Origin of the sequence: Amycolatopsis sp. NPDC058986 (assembly GCF_042741125.1) — a bacterium.
Taxonomy (GTDB): domain Bacteria; phylum Actinomycetota; class Actinomycetes; order Mycobacteriales; family Pseudonocardiaceae; genus Amycolatopsis.
The window spans coordinates 57685-77140 of the sequence record NZ_JBHYJW010000041.1 but is presented as its reverse complement, the minus strand read 5'-3'; the positions used below and the strand labels follow the sequence as shown (position 1 = coordinate 77140).

General features: G+C 69.3%; 20 protein-coding genes. 10 read left to right on the top strand and 10 right to left on the bottom strand.

The genetic code is table 11. The annotated features are described in order from the left end of the window. Positions 1-60 precede the first annotated feature (60 nt). Positions 61-699: a TetR/AcrR family transcriptional regulator gene (locus ACFW0G_RS30515; protein ID WP_378328883.1), complete on the bottom strand. Its 639-nt coding sequence runs from the start codon at positions 697-699 to the stop codon at positions 61-63. A gap of 112 nt (positions 700-811) precedes the next feature. Here ACFW0G_RS30515 and ACFW0G_RS30510 point away from each other — a divergent pair, with 112 nt between their 5' ends. Together ACFW0G_RS30510 and ACFW0G_RS30505 are read left to right on the top strand one after the other, a co-directional pair. After that, complete coding sequence (locus tag ACFW0G_RS30510) at positions 812-1720, top strand: oxygenase MpaB family protein (RefSeq protein ID WP_378328882.1); 909 nt, start codon at positions 812-814, stop codon at positions 1718-1720. A gap of 79 nt (positions 1721-1799) precedes the next feature. After that, positions 1800-2642, top strand: coding sequence for a maleylpyruvate isomerase N-terminal domain-containing protein (locus ACFW0G_RS30505; protein ID WP_378328881.1), 843 nt, complete (start codon positions 1800-1802; stop codon positions 2640-2642). A gap of 44 nt (positions 2643-2686) precedes the next feature. Here ACFW0G_RS30505 and ACFW0G_RS30500 read toward each other — a convergent pair whose 3' ends face one another. Further along, positions 2687-3685 (bottom strand): small ribosomal subunit Rsm22 family protein, encoded by a 999-nt coding sequence (locus ACFW0G_RS30500; protein ID WP_378328880.1) that lies wholly within the window; start codon positions 3683-3685, stop codon positions 2687-2689. A 156-nt stretch (positions 3686-3841) separates the two neighbouring features. On the opposite strand from ACFW0G_RS30500, the gene ACFW0G_RS30495 reads away from it, so the two are divergent. The 3 genes from ACFW0G_RS30495 to ACFW0G_RS30485 all read left to right on the top strand — a co-directional run bounded on the left by ACFW0G_RS30495 (position 3842) and on the right by ACFW0G_RS30485 (position 5928). After that, entirely contained in the window at positions 3842-4267 is a 426-nt protein-coding gene (locus ACFW0G_RS30495; RefSeq protein WP_378328879.1) for a YciI family protein, read from the top strand. Positions 4268-4271: 4 nt separating this feature from the next. Beyond that, the gene (locus tag ACFW0G_RS30490) at positions 4272-4622 is read left to right on the top strand and encodes a YciI family protein (protein WP_378328878.1); all 351 of its coding nucleotides are present in this window, start codon (positions 4272-4274) and stop codon (positions 4620-4622) included. Positions 4623-4749: 127 nt separating this feature from the next. Beyond that, positions 4750-5928, top strand: coding sequence for an RNA polymerase sigma factor (locus ACFW0G_RS30485; RefSeq protein WP_378328896.1), 1179 nt, complete (start codon positions 4750-4752; stop codon positions 5926-5928). A gap of 3 nt (positions 5929-5931) precedes the next feature. Here ACFW0G_RS30485 and ACFW0G_RS30480 read toward each other — a convergent pair whose 3' ends face one another. From ACFW0G_RS30480 to ACFW0G_RS30465, 4 genes are all read right to left on the bottom strand, one after another. After that, positions 5932-6804, bottom strand: coding sequence for a nuclease (locus ACFW0G_RS30480; RefSeq protein ID WP_378328877.1), 873 nt, complete (start codon positions 6802-6804; stop codon positions 5932-5934). A 366-nt stretch (positions 6805-7170) separates the two neighbouring features. Next, entirely contained in the window at positions 7171-7338 is a 168-nt protein-coding gene (locus tag ACFW0G_RS30475) for a hypothetical protein (RefSeq protein ID WP_378328876.1), read from the bottom strand. A 20-nt stretch (positions 7339-7358) separates the two neighbouring features. Further along, positions 7359-9050 carry an L-lactate permease gene (locus ACFW0G_RS30470; RefSeq protein WP_378328875.1) on the bottom strand — a complete coding sequence of 564 codons (1692 nt, stop codon included), beginning with the start codon at positions 9048-9050 and terminating at the stop codon, positions 7359-7361. A 4-nt stretch (positions 9051-9054) separates the two neighbouring features. Further along, on the bottom strand, positions 9055-9852 hold the full coding sequence (locus ACFW0G_RS30465; RefSeq protein ID WP_378328874.1) for an IclR family transcriptional regulator: 798 nt from the start codon (positions 9850-9852) through the stop codon (positions 9055-9057). 244 nt (positions 9853-10096) lie between these two features. On the opposite strand from ACFW0G_RS30465, the gene ACFW0G_RS30460 reads away from it, so the two are divergent. The 5 genes from ACFW0G_RS30460 (at position 10097) to ACFW0G_RS30440 (ending at position 15467) form a co-directional block, all read left to right on the top strand. Continuing rightward, on the top strand, positions 10097-11329 hold the full coding sequence (locus ACFW0G_RS30460) for a MurT ligase domain-containing protein (protein ID WP_378328873.1): 1233 nt from the start codon (positions 10097-10099) through the stop codon (positions 11327-11329). Positions 11330-11378: 49 nt separating this feature from the next. After that, entirely contained in the window at positions 11379-12101 is a 723-nt protein-coding gene (locus ACFW0G_RS30455) for a type 1 glutamine amidotransferase (protein ID WP_378328895.1), read from the top strand. 56 nt (positions 12102-12157) lie between these two features. Beyond that, positions 12158-13579, top strand: a complete 1422-nt coding sequence (locus tag ACFW0G_RS30450; RefSeq protein ID WP_378328872.1) for an ATP-binding protein — start codon at positions 12158-12160, stop codon at positions 13577-13579. Further along, positions 13579-14250, top strand: a complete 672-nt coding sequence (locus ACFW0G_RS30445; protein ID WP_378328871.1) for a response regulator transcription factor — start codon at positions 13579-13581, stop codon at positions 14248-14250. The genes ACFW0G_RS30450 and ACFW0G_RS30445 overlap by 1 nt, the downstream gene beginning before the upstream one ends. A gap of 89 nt (positions 14251-14339) precedes the next feature. Then, positions 14340-15467, top strand: a complete 1128-nt coding sequence (locus ACFW0G_RS30440; protein WP_378328870.1) for a hypothetical protein — start codon at positions 14340-14342, stop codon at positions 15465-15467. A 249-nt stretch (positions 15468-15716) separates the two neighbouring features. On the opposite strand, the gene ACFW0G_RS30435 is transcribed toward ACFW0G_RS30440, so the two are convergent. The 4 genes from ACFW0G_RS30435 to ACFW0G_RS30420 form a co-directional block, all read right to left on the bottom strand. Then, positions 15717-17621, bottom strand: a complete 1905-nt coding sequence (locus ACFW0G_RS30435) for an NACHT domain-containing protein (RefSeq protein ID WP_378328869.1) — start codon at positions 17619-17621, stop codon at positions 15717-15719. Positions 17622-17824: 203 nt separating this feature from the next. After that, complete coding sequence (locus ACFW0G_RS30430) at positions 17825-18235, bottom strand: CoA-binding protein (RefSeq protein ID WP_378328868.1); 411 nt, start codon at positions 18233-18235, stop codon at positions 17825-17827. Between the two features lie 35 nt (positions 18236-18270). After that, complete coding sequence (locus tag ACFW0G_RS30425) at positions 18271-18843, bottom strand: hypothetical protein (protein WP_378328867.1); 573 nt, start codon at positions 18841-18843, stop codon at positions 18271-18273. Positions 18844-18902: 59 nt separating this feature from the next. Then, positions 18903-19406: a VOC family protein gene (locus ACFW0G_RS30420; protein WP_378328866.1), complete on the bottom strand. Its 504-nt coding sequence runs from the start codon at positions 19404-19406 to the stop codon at positions 18903-18905. Positions 19407-19456 lie beyond the last annotated feature (50 nt).

Below are 19456 nucleotides of genomic sequence, written 5' to 3'. Positions count from 1 at the left end.
GATTCTCACCCCCTATACGAGCGGCCGCCGCCCGGATCGACAGATTGCCGAAGGGGACTTTCATCCCCGTCGTTCGCGCTGGAGGGCCGCGGTGATGTCGCTCGAGGTCAGGATCATCGCGACCAGGAAGTCGACGAGGTGCTCCCGCGTCACCTCGACCTCCCCGCGCAACCACGTCACGAGCAGGTCGAGGCAGCCGTTGACCATGGTCAGCGCGGCCAGCGTCTGGTCGACCGGATCGGGGACCGCGGCGCCGAGCATCTCGCGGCCCTGCTCGGCGACGATGTCGGCGACCTGTCGCACGCTGGCGTGACGACGGCGGCGCAGCGCCTCGGTGGTCTGCGACTCGATCAGCAGTCGCGCATACCGCTTGTCTCCCGCGAAGAACGTGACGATGGCTTCGATGACGGCCCGAACGCGCGAAGGAGGGTCCGGCTTCGTGGTCTCGATCGCCACGGTCAGCGCGCCCAGCGCGTCGGCCGTGACGACGTCCCACGCGGCGGGCAGCAGTTCGTCGCGGTCGCCGAAGCTGGCGTAGAAGTACCGGTCGTTCAGCCGGGCGTGCGCGCAGACGCGGCGGACGGTGATGGCTTCCGGGCCGTCGGTGGTGAGCAGGTCGAGCGCCGCGTCCAGCAACGCCGCCCGCCGCGCGGCCTTCCGCTGCGGGCCGGTCGCGCCCGCGTAGTTCCGCTCGGACACCGGACACCTCCGATCTTGACGTCCGGATGGTATCTGGGGGACAGTGTCCCCAGATATCTGGTGACGGTCGTACCCACAATGATCGTGCCCGCACGTCGAGGAGGTTCGCGCCATGACCGAGGTGCAGGAGAAACCGCGATCGGCCATCGCGCGGCCGGAACGTCGTCCGTTCGGGCCGGGCGGTCTGCTGTGGGAGACGCAGGGGCTGGTCACGTTCTCGCTGTCCACCGGGGCGGCGTTCCTGCTGCAGACCATGCATCCCACCGTCGGCGAGGTCGTCGCCGAGCATTCGGTGTACCGCACGGACGCACTCGGCCGCGCGGCGCGCAGTATCGCGTCGGTCATGACCTGGGTCTACGGCGGCGAGGAAGCGCTTTCCGAAGCCGACCGGCTCCGGAGCATGCACGCCACTTTGAACACCACCGACGCGGACGGCGTCGCCCATCACGCGCTCGCGTCCGGGCCGTGGGCTTGGATCATCCTCACTGCGCCGTACGCGCTCACGACGTCGTCGCGGTATTTCTCCCGCCGTCCGTACACCCGCGAGGAAACCGAGCAGCTGTACGCGGAAATCGTCCAGCTGATGCGGAATCTGCATGTGGCGGAGAAGGAAATCCCGCCCACGTACGACGAATACCTCGCCCGGTTCGACGAGATCATGGAAAACACCCTCGTCGCGCATCCGACGGCGTATTCGTTCCTGGAGACCACGCGGCACATCCCGCCGCCGATCCAGCTGCCGACGCCGCTCCATCCACTGTGGAGGGTCGTGGCACTGATCCCCGGCCGCGTCCAGTACTTCGTCACCGTCGGCACGCTGCCCGAGCGGGCTCGCGCGAAGCTCGGCCTCCCGTGGTCGTCGCGTGACGAACGCAGGCTCCGGGCGCTGGGCCGGACCGTCGCCCGGATCGTGCCGTTGCTGCCCGAGCGGCTGCGGTATCTGCCGATCGCCTACGAAGCGCGTCGCGCCGAACGCGCCAAGCGACGGCTGCGGACCGCGCTCGCCCGGCGTCCGTTGTGATCAAAGGGAACGCGGCATTTTCGGATATCCGGGCACGCGCGCTCCACATTACTGTGATCGTCGGCTGGAGGGCAGACAAGTGGCGATCACACAACAACGCTGGGACGCGGTCCGGGTGGCCCTGCCGCAGGCGGGCGCCCGGTTCGCGGACCTCGTCACCGGGGCACCGGACCCGGCCACCGCGGTGACCGCGGACTGGGACATCACGCAGACCGCGGCACACGTCGGCTACATCGCGCTCCTGTACACGACCATGGTCCGCGGCACGGACGAGCCGTTGCGGCTGCCCGGGCTCGCGGAGTCGATCGCGCGGGCCCGCACCGACAGCGTCGCGGCGATGAACGAACTCGCGTTCGGGGAGTACCGGGAACGGGATCCGGTGCGGTTGAGCGAAAACCTGCGCGCCGACATCGACGAGATCCTGCGCGAGAGCGCGGATCTCGACCCGGAGAAACCGGTGTCCTGGCTCGGCGGTTCGCTCGTCCCCGTCGCCGGGGTCCTCGCGCACCTGCTCAACGAGTTGCTCATCCACGGCCTCGACATCGCCCGCGCGGTGGGCGTTTCGTGGCCGATCCGGTCGGCCGACGAAGCGCTGTTCCTCGAACTGTTCCTGATCGGTATGACGCGCAACGGTGTCGGCACTTTGCTCGACGGCGCGGTGCCATCCCCGCGCCGGATCGCGGTGGAGTTCCGGTCCGCGTACACGGAACCGGTGGTCATGGCGCTTCAGCACGGCCACGTCACGGTCGAGGAGCCGGACGGCGCGAGCGACGTCCGGCTCTCCTTCGATCCCGCGGTGCTGGTGCCGATGATGTTCGGCCGCATCGGAAAGCTTCGCGCGGTGTTGAGCCGCGGAGTCGTCATTCGCGGACCGCGGCCGTGGCTCCTGCGGGAGTTTCTCAAGACGGTCCGGATGCCCTGAAAGGACTCGTGAGCGTTCCCGCCGGTAAGAACCGGCCGGAACGCTCACGAGTCCGGCCAGGCGTCACCCCATTCGACGTCGCGCGCGGCGCGGTAGAGAGCGCCGTGGCGCTTGGAAACCGTCGTCTCGGTCAGCGTCGCCCCGGCGGTGCACAGGTCGAGCACGACGAGGCCCTTGCGTTTGCGCGGGTGCCGCACGATCCGCGCTTCGGGCAGCTTCGCGGCCTCCGGCGACGCGGCGACGTAGGAGAACTTCTCGTCCTCGAAACCGAGCGTGCCGGACTTGAGCTGGCGGTGCAGCCCGGTGCGCGACAGCCGCGCCGAGAAGTGGCACCAGTCCTCGCCGGGGACGATCGGACAGCCGTGTTCGTGCGGGCACGGCGCGATCAGGTGCGCGCCGGACGCCGAAAGAATGTCCCGCGCGGCGCGGATCCGTTCGAATCCGGCCGGTGTTCCGGGCTCGATCAACACGACCGTCCGCGCCTTCGCTGCCAGCCACCGGACGGTGTCCTCGCGGATCCGGTCCGGGAGTTCACCGAGCACATAGGACAGCGTGACGAGGTCGGCCTCGGGTGGCGGCGACCCGGGATCGATCAGTCCGCGTCGCCACTCCGCCGTCCGCACCGATTCCGACGTCGCCTGCGCGACCAACCGCTTGCCGAGCGTGATCGCGGCCGGAACCTGCTCGATCACCGTCGCCTTCTCCAGGGACGGCCAGACGGAAGCGGCGGCCCAGACGGCCGCGCCCGTGCCACCGCCGACGTCCACCTGTGTACGCGGCGCGAAGTCCGGAGTGCGGGCGGCCGTCGCGGCGAGCGCCGCGTGAACGGCCGCGTACGTCGCGGGCATCCGGTACCCGGCGTACGCGGCGACGTCGACATCGGAGGCGAGGATCGGCGCGCTCGCGGCGCCGCCCTGCCGGTACCGCGTGCTGAGCCGCTCGACGGACTGCGTGAGCCGCTGCTGGGGATACCGGGAGAGTTCGCCGTCGAGCGCGGACCGGAGGTCTTCGGGGAGTGCCGCCACGGTCACGGATTCTCCCACCCGGGTGAGTTTTGTCCGTTCCCCGGTGCCTGACCTGCTAGTTTCGTGCGCGACGAACTGGGTGGAAAAAAGTTCAGCCGTCGTGTCGATCCCGCGCCCGCCCGGTCGACGCGTTGGTGAAGCAGGAAGACCAGAACGACTTAGAGGAGTAACCCCATGCGGTTCATGGTGATCATGAAGGCGTCCGAGGAGTCCGAAGCGGGCCAGCTGCCCAGCACCGAGCTGCTCACCGAGATGGGCAAGTTCAACGAGGAGCTGGTGAAGGCCGGTGTCATGCTCGCCGGCGAGGGACTGACCGCCAGCTCGGAAGGCGTGCGGGTGCGGTTCTCGGGCAACGAGGAACCGCAGGTCGTCGACGGCCCGTTCGCCGAGACCAAGGAGCTGATCGCGGGCTTCTGGATCCTCCAGGTGCGGTCGAAGGAAGAGGTCGTCGAGTGGGTCAAGCGGGTGCCGAACACCGACGGCGCCCACCACACCATCGAGATCCGGCGCGTCGCCGAGCCGGAGGACTTCGGCGAGAACATGACGCCGGAGATCCGCGAAGCCGAGGAGCGGCTCCGCGCGGCGACCGAGCAGCGGTAACGGCATGCGGTTCGCGGTACTGGTCAAGGGCGATCCGGAGGTCGAGGCGGGGCGGCTGCCCACGACCGAGGAACTCGCGACGATGACCGAGTTCAACGAGGAACTCGCCCGTTCCGGGATGCTGGAGCTTGCCGAGGGACTGCAACCCACCGTCGAGGGCGCCAGGGTGTTCTTCGCCGGTGACGCCGAGCCCCAGGTGACGGACGGTCCGTTCGCCGAGACCAAGGAACTGATCGCCGGGTTTTGGATCTTGCGGGCGGACTCGATGGCCGAGGTGGTCGAGCTGGTGAAGCGGGTGCCGAACCCCGAGGGCAGGGACGGGGAGATCGAGATCCGGCCGATCGCGGAGTTCTGACCCGCTTGCCTTGGCCGCGGCGACGCTGTCTTATGGCGTCGTGACGGCAACGGCGACCGATGCTCGCGGAGCGATCGAGGCGGTGTGGCGGATCGAGTCGGCGCGGCTCATCGCGGGGCTCGCGCGGATGGTCCGCGACGTCGGCCTCGCCGAGGAACTCGCGCAGGACGCCCTGGTCGCGGCCATGGAACAGTGGCCGGGCGAGGGCGTCCCGCGCAATCCCGGCGCGTGGCTGATGACCACGGCGAAGCGGCGCGCCATCGACCTGTTCCGCCGCAACGAACGTTTCGAGCGGAAACTCGACGAGCTGGGTCGCGAGCAACAGCTCGGCGAGGGCGTCCTGCCGGACTTCGACGCCGTGCTCGACGACCGCATCGAGGACGATCTGCTGCGGCTGGTGTTCACCGCGTGCCACCCGGTGCTGAACACCGGGGCACGGGTCGCGCTGACGTTGCGGATGCTCGGCGGGCTCACGACCGACGAGATCGCGCGGGCCTTCCTGGTGAAGGAATCGACGATCGCCCAGCGGATCGTGCGGGCGAAGCGTTCGCTCGCGGAGGCGAACGTCCCGTTCGAGGTTCCCGAGGGCGAGGAGCGGATCAACAGGCTGTCTTCGGTACTCGAAGTCATCTACCTGATCTTCAACGAGGGCTATTCGGCGACGCGCGGCGACGACTGGATGCGTCCCGCGCTGTGTGAGGAGGCACAACGGCTCGCGCGAGTGCTCTCCGGTCTGATGCCGAACGAGCCCGAGGTGCACGGACTCGCGGCGCTGGTCGAACTCCAGGCGTCGCGCAACGCCGCCAGGACCGACGCGAACGGGGACCCGATCCTCCTGCTCGATCAGGACCGTTCGCGGTGGAACCAGCTGCTGATCCGCCGTGGTCTGGACGCGCTCACCCGTGCCGAGGAACTGGCCGAAGGGGCGTACGGTCCCTACGCGGCGCAGGCGGCGATCGCGGCGTGTCACGCCAGGGCACGTACGCCGGAGCAGACCGACTGGGTCCGGATTTCGGTGCTGTACGCGGGTTTGGCGCGGTTGCGGCCGTCACCGGTCGTGGAGCTGAACCGCGCCGTCGCCGTTTCGATGGCGTACGGACCCCAAGCAGGACTGGACCTGGTGGACCGATTGGTCGACGAGCCCGCGTTGAAGGGGTATCACCTGTTGCCGAGTGTGCGGGGAGACCTCCTGGCGAAACTGGGCAGGCATGCCGACGCGCGTGCCGAATTCGAGCGCGCCGCGGCGATGACCGGCAACGCGCGGGAACGCGCGCTGCTGCTCAACCGGGCGGCCGAACAGGGCTGAACCTCACGCCTCGATGAAGACGATCCGTTCCGGTTCGACGGTGAGCTGAAGTGTCTGGCGGCGCACCGAAACGAGCGTTTCGAACTCCGTCGCGTGTCCGTCCGGGATGGTGAACAGCCGGTCGTTGCGCGTGCTGAGGTAGTGCGAGAAACCGGCCAGCGACACCCCGCCCGACTCGTCGATCGACAGGTAGTCCACGAGCCTGCGGAACAGTTTCGGCAGGATCACCAGGTCGGTGCTCAGCTGCGTGCGGGACTGCAGCCGGAACCCGGAATTCGTCACGTCGTGTTTCCACACCCCGCTGCCCGAACCCCGGGCCGCGACGGCAGCGTCGGAAAGCGCCTGCCGGAGATCGGGGTAGAGCAGGGAATAGAACGTCGGGTAGACGAGGCCCTCGGCGAGCAGCTGGTAATTGGCGGAGTTCTTCAGTGCCTTGACGTCGAGGTGGACGTCGCTCAGATCCGTCGACCGGCCGGGCCGCTGGCCGGGAAAGGCGAAGGCGACCGCGCGGCCGTATTTGTCCGCAAACCGGGTCAGGATGTGGCCGGTGACCTTCGGCGGGACCGCCCTGGTGACGGTGCCGTTCTCGTCGCGTTCGGCCTTGGTGAACCCGAGCAGGGCGAGCAGCCTGGCGGACGCGGCGTCGGCGAGTTCGGCGGGCTGGTGCAGCATCGCCCCGTGGCCCTGCGGCCGGTAGTGCGTCTCCAGCGCGTCGATCGCGTCGAGCCGCAACTGCATCCCGCCGCGCGAATTCAGCCGGACCTTGAGCCCGGCCTTCTTCGTGGCCTGCGGGTCGTCCGGATAGAACCGCACCGAATCGCCGTCCGGTGAAGCCCCGACGATCTGGAACGTTCCTTTGATCAACGTCATCGGCATGACCTCTACGTTAGGTCGCGGACGCGTGGTTTCCTCCCCGGTTCATCCGGACAGAGCAACGTGGACGCCTTCTGTCCACTTTGGATTCGCGCCGAATTCGCCGGATGCGGCGAAAGCCGTGACCGAATTCCCGGATCGCCCGCGGCGAGGTGAACTGTGGACGGCGCCGCCGCGGTTTCCGCGCGGGCTGGAAGGCCGTGAATGGCGCGTTGGTGATTGAACCTGGGTCGGCAATCCATCGCGCCCTCAACGCTCCGTTGGTGGGGAGAACGTCTCGAACGCGTCGTTCGGGACATCCTGGGCGCCGCCGGGTCGATGTGCCGAGGGACGCCCTTGGTGCGCTGAACGCACCGAGGGCCCCCTTCGTCACAGCCAACGACCGAAGGCGTCCCTCGGCACCTCTGGCAGCACGAACGGACCGTTCGACACCCAGCTCGGCCGCACTACAGGCGTCGCGAACGACGCGTTGGGGACGTTCAACGTCGCGACCGCGTCGTTCGCGACAGGCGTGCCGTCGCGCGAGACCCGCGTCATCGCGGTCCCGGCGCCCCGCCCTAAGGCGACGGGATCATGAAGCTCAGCACCGTGGCCTGGAGCAACGAGAGCACCCCGACCACGGCCGTCAACGCCAGCGACCACAGGAAGGTCTGGCGCAGCAAGGATCCTTCCTTCCCGCTCTGCCCGATCGCGGTCGCCCCGATGGACAGGTTCTGCGGGGAGATCATTTTGCCCATCACGCCGCCGGACGTGTTCGTCGCGCCCGCGAGCACCGGGTCGAGGTGCAGTTGTTGCGCGGAGATCACCTGCATCGGCCCGAAGAGGCTGTTCGTCGAGGCGTCCGAGCCGGTGAGGAACACGCCGAGCCAGCCGATGTACGCCGAGAAAATCGGGAACAGCACGCCGGTGGTGGCCAATGCGAGGCCGAGGGTTTGGGTCGCTCCCGAGTAGTTCATGACGAACGCGATCGCGAGGATCATGAAGATCGTCGCGAGTGCCCAGCGCATCTGATATAGCGTCTGCCGGTACGCGCGCAGCAGTTTGTCCGGACGGGCGCCCATCACGAACCCGGCGATCACCGCCGCGAGCAAGGCGACGGTTCCGGGGGAGAACAGGAAGTCCACGGTGAGCGTCGCGGCGTACGGACTGTTCTTCGGGGTGATCGGCGGATGCTGCACGACCTGGTTGTGCAGGCCGGGCCAGGCGAACACCCAGTCCGCCTTGTGCAGCACCTTGGTCAGGTCCAGCCACACCGGCAGGTTCTTGAAGATCGTCCCGATCCGGGAAAGGAAGATCGCGAGAATCAGGATGATGTAGGGCGTCCACGCGTACAACGCGCCGCGCCCGGACGAGGCGGCCGCGCCGACACTGCGAGACTCGCGTGTCGATTCGCCGTCGAAGCGCCAAACCGTTTTCGGCTGCCAGAAACGGGTGAGAATCCACAACGCGGCCATGGCGGCGAGCGCGGCGAGGACGTCGACCAGACTGGGACTCACGAAGTTCGAGGCGACGAACTGCATCACGGCGAAAGCGACCCCGGACGACACCACGGCGGGCCACACCTCGAGCATGCGCTTCCAGCCCGCGAGCACCACGACGAGGAATGCCGGGATGATCAGCGCGAGAAACGGCACCTGGCGGCCGACCATCGCCGAGAACGCGTCGGTCGCCTGGTCCGGTTTGAGGTGGATGATCGGCGCGGTCAGCCTGCCGAGCACGATCAGCGGATTCCCGAGTCCGCCGAACGCGACCGGCGCGGTGTTCGCGAGCAACGCCAGCACCACGGCCTTGACCGGCGGGAAACCGAGGGCGGCCATCATCGCCGCGGTGATCGCGATCGGCGAGCCGCCGCCCGCGACACCTTCGAGCAGCGCGCCGAAGCTGAACGCGATCAGCAGTGCCTGCAGGCGCCGGTCCTCGCTGAACCCGGAAAGCGCGCGTTTGATCGACTCGAAGCGGCCGGTCGCGACCGTGACGTTGTGGAAGTACACCGCGTGGAAGGCGATCCAGGCCACCGACCACACGCCGAACACCACACCCATGGCCGCCGAGCCGAACGCCAGCCCGGCCGGCATCCGGTAGAGCAGCAGCGCGACGCCGAGCGCGGTGATCAGCGCGAGCGCCGCGGACAGATGTGCCGACAACCGGACGACGCCCAGCGAAACCAGCAGCACGATGATCGGCAACGCCGCGAGCAGCGCGGAAATCCACAAGCCGCCCGCGGGCTGGTAGTCCTGGAGCCAAGCCACGGGGTCAGCCCCGGGGAACGCGAACGTAGCCCAGCCGCATGGACAGCGCCGCCGCGGTGCCCGCGACGGTGGCGCCGAGTTCCTCGACGCGGCGCAGCACCCGCGCCGCGGGCCCGGCGACGCTGATCGCCGCGATCGGCCTGCCCGAGTGGTCGCGCACGGCCGCGGCGACGCAGCCGACGTCCGGCTCGTTCTCGACGTCGTCGACGGCCCAGCCGCGACGGCTGGTGCGCGCGAGGTCGTCGAGCAGCCGGGCCGGATCGACGATCGTGCGCAACGTGAGACTGTCCAGCCGCATCCGGCGGACCCGCTCCAGCCGGTCGGCCTCCGGCAGCGCCGCCAGCCATGCCTTGCCCAGCGACGTCGCGTGCTGCGGACGTCGCGTGCCCAGCCGGCAGGCCAGGGTCACCGCGCTCGCGCTGCGCTCGGTGGCGACGTAGACCATCGCGTCGTTGTCCGGCACCGCGAGGTAGGTCGTCTCGCCGGACCGTTCGGCCAGCGCGGAGAGGTACCGCGGCGCGCAGCGGTGCAGGTCCGTCGCGGCCATCGCCCGCGCCCCGAGTTCGACCAGCCGGGTGCCGAGGCGGACCCGTCCGGTGGCTTGATCGGCTTCGAGGTAGTCGAGATTCTTGAGCGTCCCTACGATGCGGTAGGTCGCGCTGCGCGAAAGGCCCAGTTGCCGGGCGATCGCGTTGGTGGAAATCTCCTGGTGGCGGCCGACGTGCTCGAGCACCGCGAGCCCGCGTTCGAGCGTGCCGCTCTGGTCGAGTCCGTTCTTGCCGATTCCGCGGTCCGGCTCCATGTTGCCCTCCGAGGGACGCCCGAGATCCCGGTCAGTGGAAACTCGTTCCGCTAAGCGGGGTTCGGACGGTAACACCTCCGATGTTTGCCAGGGAAGGGCTCTTAACAAAGTGGCAGCCAACCCGACTTTAGGGGTGGTCCATCTGGTTCAACCTCCGATCGATAACTTGACTTACGAAGGGCGGTGGGAGAGCCCGATCACGTACTCAGGAAAATCACAGTCTATGACGGGCAAGGTGCAACCGATGACTGCTCGCAGCCCCCTACGCACGCGTGCGTCCGTGGCTGCCGGACGGGCGACGGCGTGGCTCTCACGCAAATCCGGATTCGGCAGTGGCGGAATGATCGGCGGACGGGTCACGCTCAAACTGGACCCGCAGGCGTTGCGCCGGCTGGGCCGGGAGCGGACCGTTCTGCTGGTCACCGGCACGAACGGCAAGACGACGACGTCCCTGATGCTCGCCCGCTCCGTCGAGGCCCTCGCCGAGGTCGCGCACAACAGCGAGGGCGCGAACATGCCCGACGGCGTGCTCTCCGCTCTCGCGCGGCGCCCCTCGGCCCCGTACGCGGTCTTGGAGGTCGACGAGACCTACGTCCCGTGGGTGGCCGAACAGGTCGACCCCGCGGTGCTGGTCCTGCTCAACCTCTCCCGTGACCAGCTCGACCGCGTCGGCGAGGTCCGCTCGCTCGAACGCGACCTGCGCGCGGCGATCGCCAAGATGGAGAACACCCACGTCGTCGCCAACTGCGACGACGTCCTGGTCACCTCGGCCGCGTCGGCCGCGGCGAAGCCGGTCTGGGTGGGCACCGTCCGGCGCTGGACGGACGACTCGACGTCGTGCCCGCGCTGCGGTGGTCCCATCGTCCAGGACGGCAGGCAGTGGAGCAGCGAGTGCGGGCTCGTCCGGCCGCACCCCGGCTGGCAGCTCGACGGCGACCTGGTGCACACGCCCGAGGGCAAGTCGGTCGACCTCGACCTGCGGCTGCCGGGCGACGCCAACCGCTCGAACGCGGCGATGGCGCTGGCCGCCGCGAACTGTGTCGGCGTCTCGCCGCACACCGCCGCGAGCAAGTTGAGCAGCATCACCGACATCGGCGGCCGGTACCGCACGGTCCGCCGCAGCGAGCACTCCGTACGGCTGATGCTGGCGAAGAACCCGGCGGGCTGGGCCGAGACGCTGCACGTGCTGGAAAAGGACTCGCCTGTGGTGGTCGTCGTCAACGCCCACGAGGCCGACGGCCGCGACATGTCGTGGCTGTGGGACGTCCGTTTCGAGGAACTGAAGGGCCGCAAGGTGATCGCCGCCGGCGAGCGCTGCGCCGACCTCGCGGTGCGCCTGCGCTACGCCGAGGTCGACTACGTCATGCAGCCGGATCCGCTCGCCGCCATCGACGCGGTGCGGCCCGGTGGAGTGGACCTGGTGGCGAACTACACCGCGTTCCGTGACCTTCTGGGTAGGCTTCCGAATGACAACTGACAGTGATCGGCGCGGCCAGATCGTCGCCGAGCCCGCGAAGAAGAGTTCGATGTCCACCGCTCGAATCGGCCTGATCCTGCCGGAGGTGCTCGGCACCTACGGCGACTCCGGGAACGCCCACGTCCTGTGCAAGCGCCTCGAATGGCGCGGGTACGACGCCGAAGTCGTCCCGGTGCTGCTCGGCGAACCGGTGCCGCACGGGCTCGACATCTACCTGCTCGGCGGCGGTGAGGACGGCGCGCAGGCGCTGGCCACCGAACACCTGCGCAAGCACATCGGACTGGGCAAGGCGGTCGAGAACGGCGCGATCGTGCTCGCCATCTGCGCCGGTCTGCAGGTGCTCGGCACCCGGTTCCGCGGCAGCGACGGCGTCGACCACGAGGGTCTCGGCCTGCTCGACGTGGTGACCGAGCCCGGCGAACCCGGCACCCCGCGCGCGGTGTCCGAGCTGGTCGCCGAGGGCGGCGCGATCCTCGGCGGGGAAGCACTCACCGGGTTCGAGAACCACCAGGGCCGCACGAAGCTCGGCGAAGGCAGCATCCCGCTCGGGCGGGTCGTTTCGGGTACCGGCAACGGCGACGGCACCGAGGGCGCGGTGACCGGCCACGTCGTCGGCACCTACCTGCACGGGCCCGCGCTCGCGCGCAACCCGGCGCTCGCCGACCTGCTGCTGACCTGGCTGGTCGGCCACGAACTCGAGCCGCTGGACATGCCCGAGGTCGAGAAGCTGCGTGCCGAGCGGTTCGCGGCGGCCAAGCGCCGCCGGTCCTGATCTCGGCCGGAGCGGAGGAGCGACACCTTCGGGGTAGCGGTGTCTACGCTGCCCTGGTGAAAGCGGGACGGCTGATCGCGGCGACCGGCGTGCGGATGCGCACCACGGCGGTCGCCGTGTTCGTCCTGGCGCTGGCCATGGTCGTGGCCGGGGTGCTCGTCGTGCTGCTGCTCGAAAACTCGCTCGACCGCAACGTCACCGAAAGCGCGCGCAGCACCGGTCTCCAGGTCGCCCGGCAGCTGGCCAAGGTGGGCGCGGCGGGGCTGAGCGACACCGGCGTCGCCGCGACCGGGGACGCCGAGGCCGTCACCCAGGTCCTCGACGCGCGCGGCCGCCCCGCGACGAGTGATCCGGCCATCGCCGACCATCCACCCATCACGGACGCGCGGCCGGCGCCGGGCCAGGAAATCGTGGAGACACGATCGCTCGACATCCACGGCGACGTCAGCAGCTACCGGACGGTGTCGCGGCTGGTGAACGGGCCCGGCGGGCCCTACACGGTGATTTCCGCGCGCTCGCTGGTGCCGGTGACCGAGGCATCGACGCGGTTGACGCTGCTGCTCGCCCTGATCGCGCTCCCGCTGCTGGGCATTTCGGGGCTCGCGGTGTACCGGTCGGTCGGTTCGGCGCTGGTGCCGGTGGAGCGGATGCGGCGCACGGTCGCGGAGGTTTCGACGCGGGACCTGAGCGCGCGCGTGGCGTTGCCGCCGGGCAGCGACGAGGTGCACCGGCTGGCCGCGACGTTGAACTCGATGCTCGACAGGCTCGCCTCGGCCCAGGCCGCGCAACGCCGGTTCGTCGCCGACGCGAGTCACGAGCTGCGCTCGCCGTTGTCCACGATCAGCGCCGCGCTCGACGTCTCCAGCCGGCACCCGGAGAGCATGGGCACCGACGAGCTGGTGCCGGTGATCTCCCGCGAGACGGCACGGCTGCGCGAGCTGGTCGACGATCTGCTGATGCTCGCGCGCACCGACGACGCGACCGACCGGCCGTCCCGCACCGAGGTCGACATGGACGACATCGTGCGGGCCGAGGCCGAGCGGGTGCGCGGGGAAAGCACCCTCGAAATCGAGGTCAGGGCCTGGCCCGCCAAGGTCCACGGCAGCGAGGCGCAGTTGCGCCGCGCGGTGCGGAACCTGGTCGACAACGCGCGTGAGCACGCGAAGGAGCGGATCCGGGTGAGCAGCTCGGTGCTCGACGATCGCACGGTCATCGAGGTCGGCGACGACGGGCCCGGCGTGGCACCCGCCGACCGCGAGCGGATCTTCGAGCGGTTCGTCCGGCTCGACGCGTCCCGCCAGCGCTACCACGGCGGCACCGGGCTCGGGCTGTCGATCGTGGCCGGGATCGCCGCCCGGCACGGCGGCCGGGCGTACTACGCCGACGAGGTCGAGCCGAACTATCCTGGGGCGCACTTCCGGATCGAGCTGCCCCGGATACACCTTCCGGTGGACATCGACCTTCCCGCGGAGGACTGATGCGGCTGCTGATCGTCGAGGACGAGCGCGAACTCGCCGAGACGTTGCGCAAGGGGCTGGTCGCGGAGGGCTTCACCGTCGACGTCGCGCACACCGGCAAGGACGGTCTCTGGTCGGCCACCGAGGGCGACTACGACGCGGTCGTCCTCGACATCATGCTGCCCGAGCTGTCCGGGTACGAGGTGCTGAAACGCTTGCGGGAACAGCGGAACTGGACGCCGGTGCTGATGCTGACCGCCAAGGACGGCGAATACGACGAGGCGGACGCGTTCGACCTCGGCGCCGACGACTACCTGAGCAAACCGTTCTCCTTCGTGGTGCTCACGGCCCGGCTGCGGGCGCTGCTGCGTCGCGGCGCGCCCGCTCGTCCCGCCGTACTGGCGGCCGGTGACCTCCGGCTCGACCCCGCCGCCCGGACCGTCCACAGGGGACAGCAGCGGATCGAGCTGACCGCGCGGGAGTTCGGCCTGCTGGAGTTCTTCCTGCGGCGCCCCGGCGCGGCGCTGACCAAGAACGAGATCCTGAACCACGTCTGGGACGCGCACTACGAGGGCGACGAGAACGTCGTCGAGGTCTACGTCGGCTACCTGCGGCGCAAGATCGACGCACCGTTCGGGACACACACGATCGAGACCGTGCGGGGCGTCGGCTACCGGCTGGCCGCGGACTAGGTGAGCTGGAACGGAACAGTTCCTGAACTCGCGCGGGCGACCTACTTTGGTCCCTGGCTCGGCGGCGGCGGCCGCGCGATGCTGTGCCCGTGCCAACCGGGACACTGGTCAGCGACGCCTCCTCGGTCGAGCAGGGCGAGCGGATCACCTTCAGCTACTCGACGCCGCCGTCGACGGTGGCCCCGAAGAACTGGGTCGGGATCTACGCCGATCCAGGCAACGGGCCCGTCGACCAGCGTTACGTCGGACCTTCGACGCTCTGGGAGTACACGCCGCTGGCGAGCGGGACCGTGTCGTTCTTCTCGGGGGCGCTCGCGCCGGGCAACCACATCGCCTTCTACCTCGCTGACGACGGCTACGCCTGGCTCGCCGATCCGGTGCGGTTCAGCGTCCGGGCGACGCCGCAGACCGCGCCGCCGGTGTTCCGCGACGCGTTCGGACGGCGCGGTCCCGGGCCTGGTCAGTTCAGCAGTCCGGCGGGCGTCGCGGTCGACGCTCGCGGCCAGCTGTGGGTCGCCGACACCGGCAACGACCGCGTCCAGGCGTTCACCCGCAGTGGCAAGCTCGTGCGGGTGCTGGCCGGCCGGCTCGACGCCCCGCAGGCCGTCGCACTCGACAACGCGGGCAACATCTACGTCGCGGACACCGGGAACAACCGGGTCGTCGAATATTCGTGGTGGGGCGGGTTCGTCCGGGAGTTCGGTGCGGGCGAGCTGGACAATCCGCGCGGGGTCGCGATCGACACCGCGGGCCGGCTCTGGGTATCGGACACCGGGCACCAGCGCGTCGCCCGGTTCGACACCCGCACCGGTGCGGCGCTGGCCGACGTCACCGAGAAGGTCAGCTCGCCGCAGGGGATCACCAGCGACGGCGCCGGTGGCGCCTGGGTCGTCCACAATGGACGCGCGGCGAGCGGGAACGTCGCCGTGGTGCGGTATTCGGCCTCCGGCAAGGCGGTCGCGTCGATCGGCGCGTCCGGTGGTCTGGCCACCCCGGCCGACGTCGCGGTGAACGCGGGTGACGATGCCTACGTCGTGATGCCCGGCTACGGCGGGGTCGCGCAGTTCCGGGCCGCCGGTCGCTGTCGCGCCGACTTCGGCACGGACGGGCCGGGAGCGCTGAGTTCCCCGCTCGGTGTCGCCGTCGATACGGCAGGCCAGATCTTCGTCGCGGACACCGGAAACCACCGCATCGTCCACTTCGGAGTCCCGGTGTGAACGGTCCTGCCGCCGAACGTGCGCAGGGCGATTGCCGAACCGTCGGCCAAGGGCGCCAAGACCACGGCGTACCACGACGCGAGGACCTCGGCGTTCCGCTTCAACCGCCCGCCCATGGGTTTTCCGCAGGACAATGCCGATTTCCGTTATCCCGCAACGGTTTCCAAGATGCTTCAGGCTCAGGTCGATGTCCGCGGCAACCCTGCGCCGAGCGTGCCTGCCGACCCCGGCACATGCCATGAGCCTGCTTCACTCTCCGGGGCGCGCGGGTGCTGACGTGGCCGCCCTCCGGTCCTGCGCGGCGAGCCAGTCGCGCAGGTTGGCGTGCCTGAACTGGTAACTCCGTGCCGCGATGCGGAGCAGGTACGGGCGGTGCGCTTCGACCTCGCAGAGGAAGCGGACGAGCCGCAGCGGGGTCCCGTCTCGCGCGGCCAAGTACAACTGGGCGACGGCCGCGGCCCAGACCCGCGAGTTCGCCAGTCCGGCGGCGATCCCCAGCGGGATACCCAGTACTGGACCGAACAGGAACCAGCCGGTGTTGGCGGACCGCAGCAGCACCATCGCCGTGCCGGTGGCGAGACCGACCACGACGCCGAACACGAGCCCGGTCTTGAGCGAGGACGAAAGATCCGTCCACCAGGCGTCCGCCGGTCCGGCGGTGTCCGTGGTGGTGAAGTGCGCGGCGAGCCCGGCCGCGAGCGCGACGGCGACGCCGACAAGTGTCCCGCCGGCGAGCCCGAGGTCGCCGCCAGGCGGAACTCCGGCCGCCGTGCCCGCCACCAGCGCGACCGTCAGCTTGAATTCGGGCAGTTGCGGCGACACGAGATGCCGCCATACCCGGAGCGGGCGACGGGCGTGCTTTCTCCCGCCGAAGACGGCGATCACGAGTCCCCCGATGGTCCCGAACGCCGGGCCGTAGACGAGCCCGCCCACGAGCCAGGCGGACAGCGGGGCCGGGTATCCGTACATGATTCCGTGCGCGCCCAGGTACATGAGCCCCCACAGCAGGCCGAACACACCGCCGAGTGTCGCGCCGAGAACGGCGTTGAGGACAATGCGCGGTGTGTTCGGGACCCAGTCCGGGAGCTGCCACCAGTCGAGATCGTGGGCGCCGTCCTGCTTGAGTCTGCGGGCGAGAGTGGTCAGGGCGGTGCGGACGGTTTCCGGGGCATATCCGCCAGGGCGAGCCTCGCAGACGAGGGTGGTCGCCTTGCCGAAGAGATGATTTCGGATGTCTTCGGGTTTCCGGAAGGTCTTTCCGTCGAGAAGCTCGTCGACGGGGTCGCCGAGGTGATAGACGTCGAGGAGGAAGGCGACGTTCAGCGGCGTGTCGAGGGCTTGGGCGAGACGGCTGCGAGGATGTTTTTCGACCTTCGCGATCACCTTCTTCCACGCGGTGGGCACAGGACGTAAGGGGTCCTGGATGTAGGCGCGGAGGTAGGCGGCCACGACTTCTGCCTCCAGCGGCTGGAGTTCCAGCGCGATGGCGTTCCTGAGCACGCCGTTCTTGGCCGCCTCTTTCAGTTCGCCGGTGCGAGACAGCAGCACGAGCCGGAAGGTGGTCTCGTCCAGCGCTTCGAGGGCCGCGCTCCGATGGTTTTCGGGCATTTCGTCGAGCCCGTCGAGGAACACCGCGATCCGGTCGTTTTCGAGCAGTGCGGCGGCCTGCCGGCGGCTGAGGTTTCCCACCCGCGGGAGTTCGGTGATCTTGCCGATCAACCACTCTTCCAGCTGAGTGGTACTCCGCCAGCCGCGCATCGTGAGAATGACCGGGACAGGGATCTTGCGGACGTCGTCCGGGTTCGCTTTGTTTCCGTGCTCCAGGACATCCAGGAGCAACAGGATGGCGGCGGAACTCTTTCCCGCCCCCGGCTCACCGACGATGATCAGCCGCCGATCGCCCAGTCGCTCATAAATCTTGTACAGGTCACGATAGTCACCGCCCCTGTTCAAGAGCGCTTCCGGGGCTCGCCCGGCGCCCGGTTCGGCGAAGAGTTCCCATCGGACACTCAACGGCGGTCTCTGAAGCCCGCGGCTCCTCGCACTGCGCCGTGATTCGTTGGTCGCGGCGCGGGCGACCTTGGCGGCGAGACGGTCCAGTTCCGCCGTGTCCGGGTCCTCGGCCGCCTTGGTCATCCGGTCGAAGACGGTCACCGTCGGGACGACCGTGCCGAACGCCAGTGCGATGAGAGCGACGGCGAATTGACCACGGCCGGTCGCGTCCGAGTGAAAAGCCCACCCGATCAGGCCACAGAATACGAGTGCTCCGCAGGCGAAAATCCAGGTTCGCTTCCGGGCGCACACCCGGTTTCGATTCCGCACGAAAACATCATGGCGTACCCGGCGGCAGCGGGGTGTCAACCTGAGGCGTTTTGGGAAATGCTCGCGACGGCACGGACGACGGCGGTGCAGCGGTCCTCGACGTATTCGAGCCCGCCCTCCTCTGCGATGCGGCGTGCCTCGGCGGAGACGATTCCCTGCTGGAGCCACAGGGCTTTCGCGCCGATGGCGACAGCCTGTTCGGCGATGCCCGGGGTTTCGGCCGCGGGACGGAAGACGTCGACGAGGTCGACCGGCCCGGGGATGTCCGTCAGCGACCGGTAGACCTTCTCGCCGAGCAGTTCGTCGGCGGAGGGATGTACCGGGATGATCCGGAAACCGTGTGCCTGCAACACCGCGGGCACGGCGTGTGCTTCCTTCGCCGGATCCCGGCTCAGGCCGACGACCGCGATCGTGTTCGCGCTCGCGAGGATCTCCTCTGGCTTCATACCGGTGGAACGCTCAACCACGGGACGGCATTCCGCTACAGCTTCCAGAGCCGCAGTCCGCGAACCCGGTACACCGGCCACAGCACGTGCCACGGTTTCCGCCGGGCGAACGTCGCAGCGCAGGTCAGGAAGTTGCGGGCGGCGGTCGTCGCGACCTCGTGCCGGTCCGGCCAGACCTCACCGCGGGTGCCCACGGCGATCCGGAACACGGTGAGCAGGCCGCGGCCCTGCAGGTCGTACTTGGCGCCGGTGTCTCCGGAGGCGGGAGTCAGTGTCGCGATCTCCGCCCCGAACGCCCTCGCCGCACCGGATCGGGCTTCGGCGGGAACGGCGCCGACGCTGCGGGTGATCGCCTTGCCGTGGACGCGGCGGGCGTACCGGGCCAGCAGCGCGCGCTCCCAGCGCGGCAGGAGACGTCGATGCGCCAGCAGCGCCGCGCATTCCGCGTGCCCGATCGCGAAGATGTCGGCGAGTTCGTCATAGCTGCCGTTGGGCACCGGCTCGTTGAGGTGCAGGCGTACCTCGAAGCGGCTGCGCGCGACGAGTTCGTCGAGCTGTTCGCGGCGATCGAGCCGTGCCTTCGCCTGGGACTGCGACCAATCGGACATCGGACCCCCAACCTTGGTTGGCGGAAAGGCTAGGCGTCGCGGGGGCCCGAAACCACAGTTCAGCCGATTTTTTCGCCGTACATCTCGCCGAGCGGGTCGGAGATGAGTTCGAGCCGGACGCCGTCGGGGTCGGGCAGGTAGATCGAGTTCTCGCTCTCCAGCTGGTAGGCGACTCCGGCCTCGTCGAGCCGCTTGCGCGCGGCTTCCCAGTGTTCCGGCGTCACGGACAGTGCGAGGTGGTGCAGGCCGCCGAGCACCTCGGCGTACGGGCCGAGGTCGAGGCCGGGCAGGTCGAAGAACGCGACCGCGTTCCCGTTGCCGACGTCGAAGAAGAAGTGGCTGGACCCGGGGTAGTCGCGGTTCTCGAACAGTTCGGTCAGCGGGAAGCCCAGGATGTCCTGGTAGAAGGTGATCGTCCGCTCGACGTCGCTGGAGATCAGCGCGGTGTGGTGGATGCCGCGCCCGATGGTGGCGGGCCGTTCCGCCGCCGGGTGGAGATGACGTTCGCGGAGGTCGTCCCGGACTTCGGCGAGCTTCGCGACCTCGGCTTCGGGCAGTGCCACGGTGACCACGTCCTTTCTCTCTGCGGACGACGGTACGCCGATAATGTCTC